12 protein-coding genes are annotated in these 13,432 nt (G+C 47.5%); 5 read left to right on the top strand and 7 right to left on the bottom strand.

Translation table 11 applies throughout. From position 1 onward, the window contains the following. Window positions 1–408: 408 nt before the first annotated feature. Window positions 409–786: a lipocalin family protein gene (locus P150_RS0105360; protein WP_028896789.1), complete on the top strand. Its 378-nt coding sequence runs from the start codon at window positions 409–411 to the stop codon at window positions 784–786. Between the two features lie 191 nt (window positions 787–977). Here the strand turns inward: P150_RS0105360 and P150_RS0105365 are convergent, their stop codons facing one another. The 4 genes from P150_RS0105365 to P150_RS18120 form a co-directional block, all read right to left on the bottom strand. Next, a complete protein-coding gene (locus P150_RS0105365) occupies window positions 978–2,144 on the bottom strand; it encodes a mechanosensitive ion channel family protein (protein WP_028896790.1) in 1,167 nt (388 codons plus the stop codon). Window positions 2,145–2,156: 12 nt separating this feature from the next. Continuing rightward, complete coding sequence (gene dacB, locus P150_RS0105370) at window positions 2,157–3,473, bottom strand: D-alanyl-D-alanine carboxypeptidase/D-alanyl-D-alanine-endopeptidase (RefSeq protein WP_028896791.1); 1,317 nt, start codon at window positions 3,471–3,473, stop codon at window positions 2,157–2,159. Beyond that, complete coding sequence (locus tag P150_RS0105375) at window positions 3,473–3,859, bottom strand: PH domain-containing protein (RefSeq protein WP_028896792.1); 387 nt, start codon at window positions 3,857–3,859, stop codon at window positions 3,473–3,475. Before P150_RS0105375 ends, dacB begins: the two co-directional genes overlap by 1 nt. 121 nt (window positions 3,860–3,980) lie before the next feature. After that, complete coding sequence (locus tag P150_RS18120; protein WP_255327170.1) at window positions 3,981–4,112, bottom strand: hypothetical protein; 132 nt, start codon at window positions 4,110–4,112, stop codon at window positions 3,981–3,983. Between the two features lie 377 nt (window positions 4,113–4,489). Between P150_RS18120 and lysS the strand changes: the two genes are divergently transcribed. The 4 genes from lysS to P150_RS0105400 all read left to right on the top strand — a co-directional run bounded on the left by lysS (window position 4,490) and on the right by P150_RS0105400 (window position 9,608). Next, the gene (lysS, locus tag P150_RS0105385) at window positions 4,490–6,220 is read left to right on the top strand and encodes a lysine--tRNA ligase (RefSeq protein WP_028896794.1); all 1,731 of its coding nucleotides are present in this window, start codon (window positions 4,490–4,492) and stop codon (window positions 6,218–6,220) included. Between the two features lie 224 nt (window positions 6,221–6,444). Continuing rightward, on the top strand, window positions 6,445–7,440 hold the full coding sequence (locus P150_RS0105390) for an NAD(P)H-dependent glycerol-3-phosphate dehydrogenase (protein WP_028896795.1): 996 nt from the start codon (window positions 6,445–6,447) through the stop codon (window positions 7,438–7,440). A gap of 28 nt (window positions 7,441–7,468) precedes the next feature. Next, window positions 7,469–8,815: a glucose-6-phosphate isomerase gene (locus P150_RS0105395; protein ID WP_028896796.1), complete on the top strand. Its 1,347-nt coding sequence runs from the start codon at window positions 7,469–7,471 to the stop codon at window positions 8,813–8,815. Between the two features lie 73 nt (window positions 8,816–8,888). Then, window positions 8,889–9,608, top strand: coding sequence for an HAD family phosphatase (locus P150_RS0105400; RefSeq protein WP_028896797.1), 720 nt, complete (start codon window positions 8,889–8,891; stop codon window positions 9,606–9,608). Between the two features lie 633 nt (window positions 9,609–10,241). Here P150_RS0105400 and P150_RS0105410 read toward each other — a convergent pair. From P150_RS0105410 to P150_RS0105420, 3 genes are all read right to left on the bottom strand, one after another. Further along, window positions 10,242–10,571, bottom strand: coding sequence for a heavy-metal-associated domain-containing protein (locus tag P150_RS0105410; protein WP_028896798.1), 330 nt, complete (start codon window positions 10,569–10,571; stop codon window positions 10,242–10,244). A 185-nt stretch (window positions 10,572–10,756) separates the two neighbouring features. Beyond that, window positions 10,757–12,820 (bottom strand): TonB-dependent siderophore receptor, encoded by a 2,064-nt coding sequence (locus tag P150_RS0105415; protein WP_028896799.1) that lies wholly within the window; start codon window positions 12,818–12,820, stop codon window positions 10,757–10,759. Between the two features lie 180 nt (window positions 12,821–13,000). Then, window positions 13,001–13,384, bottom strand: coding sequence for a hypothetical protein (locus P150_RS0105420; protein WP_028896800.1), 384 nt, complete (start codon window positions 13,382–13,384; stop codon window positions 13,001–13,003). Window positions 13,385–13,432 lie beyond the last annotated feature (48 nt).

Here is a 13,432-nt window from a genome sequence, read left to right on the forward strand (position 1 = left end):
CGTTGAATTTATCTTGCCGCCACGCTATTATTTTCCAAAGTTTTTCGTCCCAATTACATCCATCCTCCAAATTGATTTCCAACGATGAAACAAAAAAGGATTCAACCCGATAAAGACACGATTTACAAACGTGCGAAGAATGTCTTATAATTTTCGCAAAAACGCAATGCAATCTTCGCAAGAAAGGAACGCATTCTTCGCACATTTACAAGTTTATCTTTTATTCATTGATTTTCAACAATTTACTAATATTTATGTTCAAAGGGGATAAATGATAAAAGAGTCTCTGATTCAAACTCTTAATACCGACTATTTCATAAAACACACATTATTTAATGGTAAGATAGGGAGCCGTTCTGTGTTTTTTAGTAACTTTGCAATTAAGTTTAATTCATAAAATCAACGAAGATGAAAAAAATACTGTTTGCGTGCGTTGCAGTCGGTTGCCTTTCGGCATTTGTGTCTTGCAAGAACACGGATACAAAGGGAAGTGAGGAAGAAGCGAAGAAGGATACGGTCAGTCTCGTCGGAAAATATACCACGTTTACCGTTGGCGACTCCATAGAAATGGGCGTGGAACTGAAGGAAAACGGCGAGGCTGCATCCATCAATATGGAAACGCTGCCCTACGACAAGTGGACAAAAGTGAACGACAGTACGGTTGTCATCCACGGCAAAAGCGTTTTTGAGGGACAGGAAACCGAACTCAACGACACTTTCAGCATAGACAAGGAGGGCAAGGAACTGAATCAGCACGATATGGATATCGTCTATAAGAAGAAATAACGCCCGATTTCGGGTTCAGCCGACAAGAGGATGAGGAGACAGAGAGACAAGCTGGCAGGTAGTTTATTTCTGTATGTTCAGGAGAAGAACAGGCAAATTACAGATGAAACTATCAGGAAAGGAAGAAACTTACTTGTCAGCTCGTTCACTTGGCTTCTTGTTTACTTATCCCAAACCGGGATAAACCGTGCCTACTGCACGGGAAACTGCTCGTAAATCTTCAAGCCAAATTCATTGGCATAAGCATATACGTGCTCGAGAATATCCGACACGATGCCTTCGTAAGACACCCATTCCTTGTTCAGGACAAAGAAATAAAGCTCCACGGGAATGCCGCTTTGCGTTGCTTCCTTCTGGCGAACCATTACCGTCATTTCCGAGTTCACTTCCTCGTGGGCACGGAGATAGCTTTCCAGATAGGTTCTGAAAAGCCCCATATTCACCACATCGCCCTCCATCCGCTCGGACTTCAGATAGCCTTTTTCAGCAAGATGCGCTTTCAGGGATTCGTCGGCTGCACGAATGCTCCGAACATCGAAGTAAACGACACGCTTTACCTGCCGTCCGTTGCTCTCCTGCATACCTTTCCAGTTTTGGAACGTTCCGTTCACAAGCGTCAGTGGCGGCACGGTGGTTATCGTGTTGTCGAACTGCCGCACCTTGACGGTTGTGAGCGTGATGTCAATCACATTGCCGTCTACGGGCGTGCCGGGCACCGTAATCCAGTCGCCGATATGCACCATTTCGTTGCTCGTCAGCCTCACTCCTGCCACCAATCCTTCTATTGTATCCTTGAAAACCAACATAAGAATAGCGGAAGTAGCACCCAGACCGGCAAAGAGCGTCATCGGATTCTTGTCTATCAGTATGGCGACTACCACAACAACGGCAATGAATATCATCACGATTTTCAGCACTCCACAGAAGGATTTCAGATACTGACTGCTGGAACTTCCCGCCTTTGTGTTGAGGAAACGGAACCTGTCTATGATTTTTACCATCAGGCGCGTCGCATTCACGGTAATATATACGGCCGTCAGCCTTGTCAATATCTCCTGTATGGTAGGGAATTGATAGAAAACCATCGGCAGAAACTCCCATACAACTATGGCAGGCACAATGTGACAGGCCGTGCAAATGACGCTCCTATCAAACACGATGTCGTCCCATTTTGCTTTCGTCCTCGCAGTGATACGGAGCAAAACAGGCACAACGAGTTTCCGGCAGAGGTAGTCCAGCAGCCAAGCGAGCAATATCGTGCCCACTACCAAAACAATATGGCGGATAACGGCAACGCTATTGTCTGCCACTCCCATAGAACTCAACAGCTCTTCTACGAATATTCTTATTCTCTCCATATTCAAAACGTTTTACTGACTTAATGCCACGCAGATTCTGTTCTGCAAATTCCGCATCGGTCCGTTCCTCATGCCACCGTTGATGATGATGGCAAAACAAAGCTGATGACCGTTGGAAGCCGTAAGATAGCCCGCCAACGAGCTTACCCCCATAACGGTTCCGGTCTTCGCACGCACGTTGCCTGCCGCCGCCGTGCCCCTCATCCGACTTTTCAGAGTTCCGTCCACGCCTGCTATCGGAAGCGTCTCGATGAGCGTGTCATAGATGTTCTTGTTCTTAAAAGCATAACGGAGGAGCTGCACTTCAAGCTCGGGGCTGACATAATTGTAGAGCGACAGCCCCGAACCATCGGCTATATTATAGTTGTTCGGCGTCAGTCCCACCTTGCGTATCAATCCGTTGATGTACGCCGCACTCTGCTTTGCCGAACTCCATCTGCGTCCTTCGGCTGCGCCAATCTGATAGAACATTGCTTCTGCATAGAGATTGTCGCTCTGTTTCATCATCGGACGCATCACCTCGGCTATGCCGTGCGTTCGGGAAACTATGAGTTTGGCATTGCCCGGCAGCGTTCTTTCGCCTGCACCGCCACTCAGCGATATTTCCATTTCGCGCAATCGGCTGCGCAGCCGTGCCGTAAATTCGTCGCGCTTGCCGTATAATAAAGGTGTGAGCGTAGGATTCTTGTCGTCCCAACACCATCCGTTCCCGAGCCGGTCCCTGTCCTTGAACGACAGATCGGCATAGATGCTGCCGTTGATTGTCCGCACGCCCATCGCCCTGATACTGTCTGCAATGGCACTAATATCAGTAGAGTTTATCATCGGGTCCATTCCTCCCACGCAGTATATGTCGCCTTTCAGCACGCCCGTGGAGTCCACGGAGTCGCCCGTGCAATAGATACTCGTTCGGAAATTATAGTCGCTTCCAAGTCTGTCAAGTGCGGCAATGGCAGTTACGCATTTCATTGTTGAGGCAGGACGCATCTGCATCCGCTCGCGGTAGGAATAAAGGCTGCTGTCGTCTGTCAAGTCCCAGACCATCACGCCCACCTGCGTTGTCTCCACGAGGTTGCCTTGAAGTATTCCGTCCAGACGCGCCTTAATATTCTCTTTCCACGAGAGCCGTGCGTCAGTCTGGAAATCGGGAAAGCCTGCGTCATCTTCCCCCTCGCCGTCTTCAATGGAAATCTCCGGCGCGGCGACAGTTTTAGCAGGCTGCCTGCCCAGTATTCGCGCCACTTCTGTGCTGTCTATATAGACTTGCGCCTCCACATTGGCGGCAAGCAGTACGCCCAGCAGCACGGCATAGATATGTCTTAGTCTCATCATTGTTTCTGAATTGCTTTTATGAATGCTTCCTTATTGTCGGGCTGAACGCTCTCCATTCTTCCGTTTTTCATTTCTATGAGTACGAAACTGCCCAGACCAAACGCCAGCGGCATTTCCCTTACGTCCTGAATGTCGGTCAGAAGAATGGTCTTCGTCTTAGTGAAACGTCCTCTGTTGATTATAAGTTTCCCATCTTCGGTAAGCACATAACTCGTGTGCACCGCACGTTCCAGCGCAACGATTGTGAGGAACACGAACACGACGCCCAATATTACCAACGCCACATTCTGTCTGTTCCAAACCCCATAGAGCATACCCAATGCGAAAAGCGCGATTGAGCACCACTCCAGTATCATTATCCGATGATTGAAAGTTCGATTCATAAATAAAAATCCTGCAACGCCTTCATTGCATTGCTCTGCAAAAGTACAAAAAAATGCGCAAAGATTGCAGCAAAGTGCAATAAAGAAGCAATCTTCCACCCTCCATTCGCCGGAAAGGATGTCAGAAACTCCTCTCCTTGATTCCGTAAGTTCTGTGCTGAACTTGCAACATATCGCCCTCATATTCGGAACATCCCCGTCTGCGCATACCTGTTTCTTCTTCCGTTTCTTGCTTGTTTGCAGTCAGTTTCATATTACCGATTCGGAAACCAAACAGCCATTGCCGACAGGTTATGAAATACGGATTTTCAAACGTGCGAAGAATGCAATGCAATCTTCGCAAAAACGCAGCGCAATCTTCGCAAGATTGAAACGCATTCTTGCGAAGATTGGAAACCATTATTTTATCATCTGATTTTCAACCATTTGCAAGTTTGCAAATATTTAAAGCACAAGACTGTCTTAAATTCCAGTCTGACGGAAACGGCGATACCGGCAAAATCTTGCGACAGACTATCTACAAATTTAGTTCGTCCGATAGGTGCTTATGTATAAAAAAGATAAAAAGCGCAATATTGTGCAAATAATTTATTAAATTTGCAACCTATATAGAATATATTCGATTAAATAATGAACGTTTTAGAATTATCAGAACAAGAGATTGTGCGCCGTCAGAGCTTACAGGAGCTGCGCAATCTGGGCATCGACCCATATCCAGCAGCAGAGTTTCCAACCAATGCATATTCTACGGACATAAAATCTGAATTCAAGGAAGATGAAAAGCGCGAAGTAGTCATTGCAGGCCGACTTATGGGACGCCGTGTGATGGGTAAGGCTTCGTTTGCTGAGATACAGGATAGCAAAGGACGCATCCAAGTATATGTTACCCGCGACGAACTTTGTCCGGGAGAGAATAAGGATACATACAATGTTCTTTTCAAGAAACTTTTAGATATCGGCGACTTCGTAGGCATCAAGGGCTTTGTCTTCAAGACACAGATGGGCGAAATCTCTGTTCACGCAGAGGAAATCACGCTTCTTTCAAAGAGTTTGAAGCCAATGCCGGTAGTGAAATACAAGGATGGTGTGGCTTACGATAAGTTTGATGACCCGGAAATGCGCTATCGTCAGCGTTACGTAGACCTCGTTGTGAATGACGGCGTAAAAGATACGTTCCTCAAGCGTGCGACCGTATTGCGCACGATGCGCAACTTCTTCGACGAAGCAGGCTATACCGAGGTGGAGACTCCAACATTGCAGACTATCCCCGGTGGTGCGAGTGCGCGCCCGTTCATCACACACTTCAATGCGCTTAATACTGATATGTATATGCGCATCGCTACGGAACTGTATCTGAAGCGTCTGATTGTTGGTGGATTTGAGGGTGTTTACGAAATCGGAAAGAACTTCCGTAACGAGGGTATGGACCGTTTCCACAACCCGGAATTTACCTGTATGGAACTCTATGTTCAGTACAAGGACTATAACTGGATGATGAGTTTTACCGAGCAACTCTTGGAAAAGATTTGTACAGAGGTTAATGGCAAGCCCGAAGTTCAGGTGGGCGAGAACCTTATCAGTTTCAAAGCTCCTTTCCGTCGTCTTCCCATTCTCGAAGCTATCAAGGAAAAGACCGGTTTCGACCTTTATGAGAAGACCGAAGAGGAAATCCGCAGCATCGCTGTCAATGACCTTAAACTGGAAGGTATCGATGAAAGTTTCGGCAAGGGCAAGCTGATAGACGAGATATTCGGCGAGTTCTGCGAAGGCACTTACATTCAGCCTACTTTCATTATCGACTATCCGGTTGAGATGTCTCCATTGACAAAGATGCACCGCTCGAAACCGGGTCTTACAGAACGCTTTGAACTGATGGTAAACGGCAAGGAATTGGCAAACGCCTACTCCGAGCTCAACGACCCTATCGATCAGGAAGAACGTTTCAAGGAACAGATGCGTCTTGCTGACAATGGCGATGATGAAGCAATGATTATCGATCAGGATTTCCTGCGTTCATTGCAGTATGGTATGCCTCCTACGTCGGGTATCGGTATCGGTATCGATCGTCTGGTTATGCTTATGACCGGAAAGGAATACATTCAGGAGGTATTGCTCTTCCCACAGATGAAGCCCGAGGCCAAGATGCCGCAGAGCAGTATCAAGGAATGGGCGGAAATCGGCGTGGCAGAAGACTGGGTTTACGTGCTCCGTAAATGTGGTTTCAACCTTATTCAAAACATCAAGGACGAAAAAGCACAGGGCTTGCAGCAGAAACTCGGCGAAATAAACAAGAAGTATAAGCTCGGCTACGAGAAGCCGTCTGTTGAGGAAATCCAGCAATGGATTGACAAAGCACAATAAAACAACCCACCTCCACCTCCTCTCTTAATGGGAGGAGGGCTTTAAATGCGAAGAAAGAAGTTTCCGAATAAACTTCCAAGCAGGCTAAAATGGGGCAGATTCTTTTAGAAGCGGCATACTTCTAACTATGAATACGGTGGGAATTAATACCAAATAAAACAACCAATAAACACACCTTTCGCTCCTCTCCTGAAAAGAGGATGCAAAGGTGTTTTTGAAAACTTATGTACGACGTAGGAAACATAGCAGTCATCGGAAGCGGAAGTTGGGCAACGGCTATCGCAAAGATTGTGGTGGAGCACACTCATCACATCGGTTGGTACTTCCGACGCGAAGAAAAAATCGACGATTTCCGAAGACTCGGACACAATCCAACGTATCTGACAAGCGCACACTTCGATGTAAATGAAATAACTTTTTCGTCAGACATCAACCGTTTGATACAGGATTACGACACCTTGATTTTCGTTACGCCATCGCCTTATCTGAAAACGCTGTTGAAAAAGGTAAAGACGAAATTGAATGATAAGTTCATCGTTACGGCAATCAAGGGTATCGTGCCAGACGAGAACTTGGTTTGTTCAGAGTATTTCCACCGCATTTTCAATGTGCCCGACGAAAATCTTGCCGTCATTGGTGGGCCGTCGCATGCCGAAGAAGTGGCTATGGAACGCCTAACCTACCTTACAGTAGGTTGCACCGATCAGGAAAAGGCACAGGCACTGACCGAAGTTTTGTCCTCAAGCTATGTAAAGACGAAAACCTCGCCCGATGTTATCGGCATAGAATACGCTTCCGTATTGAAGAATGTCTACGCAATAGCATCAGGCATTTGTGCGGGATTGAAGTATGGAGACAATTTCCAATCCGTCATCATTTCCAATGCAATGCAGGAAATGGAACGCGCACTCACTTCCATAAATCCCATACAACGCTCAATGATTGACAGCGTATATCTCGGTGATCAACTCGTTACAGGGTACAGCAACTTCAGCCGTAACCGTACTTTCGGTATGATGATAGGAAAAGGATACAGCGTGAAGTCGGCACAGATGGAAATGGAAATGATTGCAGAGGGATATTTCGGAACAAAGTGTATGAAGGAAATCAACCGGCATCTTCACGTGAATATGCCTATCCTTGACGCCGTATATAACATTCTTTACGAACGTATCAGTCCACAGGTAGAAATAAAATTATTAACTGATTCATTCAGGTAAACAACAAATTTATTCAGATAATTAACAAATGGAAAGTATCAAATTAGACATTTCAAAGGCTGTTCAGTTCTTGAATCCGGGTGCAGTTGAGGCACTTGCACCACAGGTAGCTGCTGCTCAGGAGGCACTCGAGAACGGAACTTGCCCGGGTAACGACTTTCTTGGTTGGCTCCACTTGCCATCAAGTATCACAGAAGCATTTCTAAATGAGGTTCAGGCAGTAGCAGACACACTTCGTGAGAAGTGCGAAGTGGTTGTAGTGGCCGGCATCGGCGGCTCATATCTCGGTGCGCGTGCCGTAATCGAAGCGTTGGGCAACAGCTTTGCTTGGCTGGAAAACGACAGGAAGAACCCCACTATTCTGTTCGCCGGCAACAATATCGGCGAAGACTACCTCTATGAACTCACGGAATACCTGAAAGATAAGAAGTTCGGTGTCATCAACATATCCAAATCCGGCACTACAACAGAGACAGCCCTTGCCTTCCGTCTGCTGAAGAAGCAATGCGAAACACAGCGCGGCAAGGCAGAGGCAAAGGACGTTATCGTTGCCGTAACCGATGCAACAAAGGGTGCTGCACGCACCGCCGCAACTCAGGAAGGCTACAAGACATTCGTTATTCCAGACAACATCGGCGGCCGTTTCTCAGTTCTCACTCCCGTAGGTCTGCTCCCAATCGCCGTTGCAGGCTTCGATATAAAGAAATTGGTTGAAGGCGCACAGGTTATGGAGCAAGAAACAGCCAACGACGTTCCTTTCGCCCAGAACATTGCCGCACGCTATGCAGCCGTTCGTCAGGCACTCTACGCACAGGCTGGCAAGAAAATCGAGATAATCGTGAACTATCAGCCCAAGCTCCACTTTATGTCTGAATGGTGGAAGCAGCTCTACGGAGAGAGCGAAGGCAAGGACTTGAAGGGCATTTTCCCCGCTGCCTGCGACTTCACGACAGACCTTCACTCAATGGGACAATGGATTCAGGAAGGCGAGCGTTCCATCTTCGAGACGGTTATCTCCATCGAAGACCCCAACAGGAAGCTGCTCTTCCCACACGACGACGAGAACCTCGACGGCCTGAACTTCCTCGAAGGCAAGCGCATTGACGAAGTAAACAAGATGGCAGAGCTCGGCACACTCCTCGCCCACGTGGACGGCGGCGTTCCAAACATCCGTGTCAGCGTTCCCACAATCAACGAATACTATCTCGGACAGATGATTTACTTCTTTGAAAAGGCCTGCGGCATCAGCGGTCTCATTCAGGAAGTGAACCCATTCAACCAACCGGGGGTGGAAGCCTACAAGAAGAATATGTTCGCATTGCTCAACAAGCCCGGATACGAGGCAGAAAGCAAGGCCATCAGAGAAAGACTATAAAAAACAAACCGACCTCCTCCCCTGTCCTCCCTCTCGGAGAAAAGCAATGGGAAGAGGTCTTTTTCATTGCGCTATGTTCCAACCATCAATCAAGAAATACAACGAAACTTCTTCCGAACCATTTGCCCCCAAGGTGGTACTGTTCGATATGGACGGCATACTCTACGACTCTATGCCCAACCACGCACAAGTATGGACGAAGGCAATGACCGAGAACGGAATTAAATTTACAGCACAAGATGCCTACGCTACCGAAGGCGCGCGTGGCGTTGATACGGTAAAGCGATATGCAAAGGAACAGTTGGACAAGGATTTATCCGACGAAGAGGCCGAAGCCATCTATCAGTTGAAGGCAAAGTACTTCCACGAAATGCCCGAGCCGCCTATCTTTGATGGCGTGAAGGACTTGATGTGGAAGATAAAGGCTGCCGGATTGAAAATCGGAGTTGTTACCGGCAGCGGCCAGCGGGCATTGATCGAACGCCTCATCAACGATTTCAGCGAGTTTATCACCGAAAACCAAGTTACCACAGCTTTCGACGTGAAATGCGGCAAACCTTTCCCCGACCCTTATCTTATGGGATTGCAGAAAGCCGGAAACTATGCACCGCACGAAGGAATCGTAGTAGAAAACGCCCCTCTCGGCATCCGTGCAGGCATAGCAGCCCATTGCTTCACGATTGCCGTCAATAGCGGGCCGCTCCCCGATGCGACCTTGCTCAACGAGGGAGCAAACATTCTCTTTCCAGACATCCGCCAACTGGCTGACAACTGGGAACAGATTCTAAAGTAACGACGCAAGAGCATAACAAAGAACTCGGTTGAATCCGTGCTTGGGATTCAACCGAGTTCTTTCGTATAAAATCAGACGTCCTATCATTTCAGAGTTATCCGGAACCGACTGATTCAAGAGCTATTTCCGACAGTTGAAAACCCGTTTTGCAAATGACCGAAGAATGCAATGCAATCTTCGGTCATTTGCATTCCATTCTTGCGAAGATTGAAACGCATTCTTCGCACGTTTGGAAACGATAAAAATATCCTTTGATTTTCAGCCACTTATAAATCAGTAAGCATCTGCCGTATTCCATAAATCCGAATTGCCCGTTTTGTTCTATCTACTGGCTTAATTCCTATCCGATACTTGCTTAAACGAAAAACGATAGTACTTTTTGACTGAAACGATAGTACTTTTTACCCAAAACGATAGTACTTTTTGGAGGGTTTGAGGGGTCTGTTTGCAATTCATTGATAGTCAACCCATTGCACAATATAAAAATAAAGGCATAAATCCGGGACAAGAAAAGCTGATCAAGATAGTAAAAAACATCCTGTCGGCCAAGTTCTTGTCCCGGTCCTGCGCGCATCCATCGAAAATCAAAACGACAGCTTCCATTTTCAATTTCAGCCAAAACTGCTCGCTAAATTACATATTTCTGCATTCCTCGCCCTCGTGAGCAACCACCTTTACATCCTTGGTTGTCTTCTCGGCCTTGTAGCCAAATGTCTCGAAAGCCTTACGGAGCTTTTCCTCTGTGGTCTTGTCGGCATCGTAGGTTACGAAAACCTTCTGCTCCTCCACATTCGTTTCAATCTGCTTCACGCCTTTTTCAAAGCGCAGATTACCCTTAATCTTGTTCTCGCAACTCTCACAGTGCATCTGTGGAGTGGTTGTGAAAACCACGGTCTTAATGTCCTTTGCCGATGCTGCCATTGCCGTCAGGAGCAGCATCAATGTGAAAATACTCTTTTTCATACTCCTTATATTTATTGTTTTGTTATTTATCGGGAGTTAACGGGAAGTCAAATACATTTCATTCATTGGGATTTACGGACAAGCCATCGAAGCATTGACCGGAATTTCAGAATCGATATCCTGACTTCCTCCATATTCCCTTGTTTGTTTCTCTATTAAAAACCTCGGGATTGAGGATTCCCGAACTATAATCTGTCGCCCAGATTGATTCTTACGCCCACATATCCCATCGCACCCGTTACAGGACCATACACCATCGTCGGTTCAAAGCCTGTGCTCCAAGGGTCGTGATAGCCGATAATCGGGTTCTTCTGCTTGTAATTCGTGAGATTCTCGCCTCCCACATATACTGAGAAATGACGGAAAGTGCGCGTGATCTGGGCATTGACCTGACCATAGGCACTGTAATCCCTTGCCCAAGACAATCCGCCGTTCGCCAATGAATAGGGCGTTGGCATACGGCCGCCACCGTTCAAGGCAAAGGTGGCATCGAACTGCCATAGTCCGAGCGGCGACTTGTAGCTTGCCGTAAGCAATCCCTTATATCTGCTCTGCAAGGGCTTCCACATCAACTGACCGTTGAAGGTAGCTTTCACGAGATTGTTCCGATAGGCGGCCGTCAGCTCAAATCCCTTGAAGAACGGATAGCTTGCGTCCACTTGGAAAGTATGTGAATAGCTCTTGCCTTTCAGGTTCGTGATGCGCAGCTCCGTCGGATTCGTGTCATAGTCCACTATCATCTGACGGCTGAAATCCGTATAGTAGTACTCGGCATTCAGCTTCAGCGTCTTGTTCATTATCGGAATCAGGAATGCGAGGTTGGCACCATAGTTCCACGCACGTTCCTGTTCCATTCTGTCCACTATCAGCTTACGGCCGGACGCCATCAGGAAATTGTTTTCGGCCAGAGCGTGGGGCGAACGGTAGCCCTTTCCGGCTGAAAGGCGAACCGTAAGGAAGTCGGCCGGCGTCCACTTCACGTGGAAACGGGGCGTAACGAACGTGCCGTAGACATTGCTGTGGTCGATACGGATGCCTGCCATTGCCGTAAATCTGCTGCCGATAGTGTAGGTGTATTGCGCATAAGCACCGGGAGTGGTCTCGCTCTCAACATTATTAGCCATCGGATACACGTTTCCATAGTCGGAAGCCGTGCCGGGAACATTCGCCAACGCCGTGCCCTGATGCAGGTAATCGTGGTTGAGACTCAATCCGACGGAAAGATTATGCGAGGGAGTGAAGTTGGTTTCATACATCAGCGAGGCGTACGCATTCTTCTCATTCACGCCGTACTGCTTGATTCCAAACGCTGCATTCTGCTTGTGCATCGACACAGTTCCCATCAAGGCTATGTTGCTTCCGTGATTATCGTTGAAGAGATAGGCATTCTTCACGTATGCCTCGTAACGCTCCGTACCGATATTGATTCTGAACGGTTCGGCAGTCGGCGATAGATGATGCGAATGAGCAGTCTGCCCGCTCATACGGTCTTCCTTCAAGACTCCGATGCCTGCGTGCAAGACATAGTTGCGCGTCTGCCAGTACCATCTGTTCTGGAAATTATACTGGCGCACCTGTGGGTCATCTTGGAATCCGTCGCCGTTTCCGTCGTGCTTTCCCCAACTGTTTTCAAAGTGCCCGAGAATCTCCGTACTCAGGTTTTTATTTCCGTTTATATGATGGTTGGCATCAACGTTTGCTTCAAACTTCCCCATCGTGCTGCCATAGAGATTGACGGTTGCACCTTTTTCATCCTCGGGTTTCACGTATTCCACGTTTATCTGTCCCGTCATCGCCTCGTAACCGTTCTTTACCGACGAGTTTCCCTTGCTTACCTGAAGGCTCTTCATCCAACTTCCGGGCACATATCCCAAGCCGTAAGGCATAGCCGCACCACGGAAATTGGGCAGATTCTCGGTAAGCATCTGCACGTATGTGCCGCTGAGCCCCAGCAGTTTTATCTGTTTCGCACCCGTTGTGGCGTCAGAATAATTCACATCGACCGATGCGTTGTTCACAAAACTCTCGCCGAGATTGCAGCACGCGGCCTTGAAGAGTTCCTCGCGGAACATCTGCTGCCCATTCACGGCACCAGCCATACGGCGCACGCCGGCCTTTCTTGCAGACACCATTACGTTGTCCAACTGCTGATTCTCAAGCATAGCCGTCGTATCGGTTGCCGCTTCCTGTGCCAAAACAGGGGAAACGAGCAACGACACGAAGCCCAATATCTGTAACTTCTTATTCATTTCTTGATTTATTTGAAGGCAATGGAAATTTGCCCTGCCGTTAATAATAGTATGGTCACCGCACAACGGCGTATGAGCCTCGCTGCCTTCAACCGAAAGCAACGACAATCTGCTTGCAGTTGTCAGCAACTGCAAGACACGAACGCACAAGAACACTAACGCCTTGTGCCCTCAAACGGTTTAAATCAAGAGTGTTGTAAGTTTGTTGAGATACTGCCTTGGAGGGCTGTGCCACTTATAAGAAAGTATCTTCTTGCGCTCCTCTGCTACAATCGGCAGGGGCAATAAGGATGAAACTGTAACGAACAAAGAAAGCAACAAGAGCTGTATCGGCTTGAAATCAAAGCTCGCAGGCTGCACTTGGTTCGTTGGCGTCAGCTTACTTACTATGATCGACATACATCCTTCGTGCTGCATCACCAGACAATCGTCGTTCTGCTGCACTGCAATCGGAAGTGCCACATCGCCCGTATGCTCGCACTTCATAAGCACGACACCTGTTCCCATCCATACAATGATGAACGACATAAGAACCACGAACAATATATTGACCGATTTCTTCATTCTATGGTCGCAAAGTTAGGAAATAAATATTACCTTTGCAAGGTTTAA

Source organism: Prevotella sp. HUN102, assembly GCF_000688375.1.
Taxonomy (GTDB): Bacteria; Bacteroidota; Bacteroidia; order Bacteroidales; family Bacteroidaceae; genus Prevotella.

Bases quoted from the DNA above. Each gene is read 5' to 3' on its own strand.
- P150_RS0105360 (WP_028896789.1), top strand. From the start codon at position 409: ATGAAAAAAATACTGTTTGCGTGCGTTGCAGTCGGTTGCCTTTCGGCA.
- P150_RS0105365 (WP_028896790.1), bottom strand. From the start codon at position 2,144: ATGGAGAGAATAAGAATATTCGTAGAAGAGCTGTTGAGTTCTATGGGA.
- dacB (WP_028896791.1), bottom strand. From the start codon at position 3,473: ATGAGACTAAGACATATCTATGCCGTGCTGCTGGGCGTACTGCTTGCC.
- P150_RS0105375 (WP_028896792.1), bottom strand. From the start codon at position 3,859: ATGAATCGAACTTTCAATCATCGGATAATGATACTGGAGTGGTGCTCA.
- P150_RS18120 (WP_255327170.1), bottom strand. From the start codon at position 4,112: ATGAAACTGACTGCAAACAAGCAAGAAACGGAAGAAGAAACAGGTATG.
- lysS (WP_028896794.1), top strand. From the start codon at position 4,490: ATGAACGTTTTAGAATTATCAGAACAAGAGATTGTGCGCCGTCAGAGC.
- P150_RS0105390 (WP_028896795.1), top strand. From the start codon at position 6,445: ATGTACGACGTAGGAAACATAGCAGTCATCGGAAGCGGAAGTTGGGCA.
- P150_RS0105395 (WP_028896796.1), top strand. From the start codon at position 7,469: ATGGAAAGTATCAAATTAGACATTTCAAAGGCTGTTCAGTTCTTGAAT.
- P150_RS0105400 (WP_028896797.1), top strand. From the start codon at position 8,889: ATGTTCCAACCATCAATCAAGAAATACAACGAAACTTCTTCCGAACCA.
- P150_RS0105410 (WP_028896798.1), bottom strand. From the start codon at position 10,571: ATGAAAAAGAGTATTTTCACATTGATGCTGCTCCTGACGGCAATGGCA.
- P150_RS0105415 (WP_028896799.1), bottom strand. From the start codon at position 12,820: ATGAATAAGAAGTTACAGATATTGGGCTTCGTGTCGTTGCTCGTTTCC.
- P150_RS0105420 (WP_028896800.1), bottom strand. From the start codon at position 13,384: ATGAAGAAATCGGTCAATATATTGTTCGTGGTTCTTATGTCGTTCATC.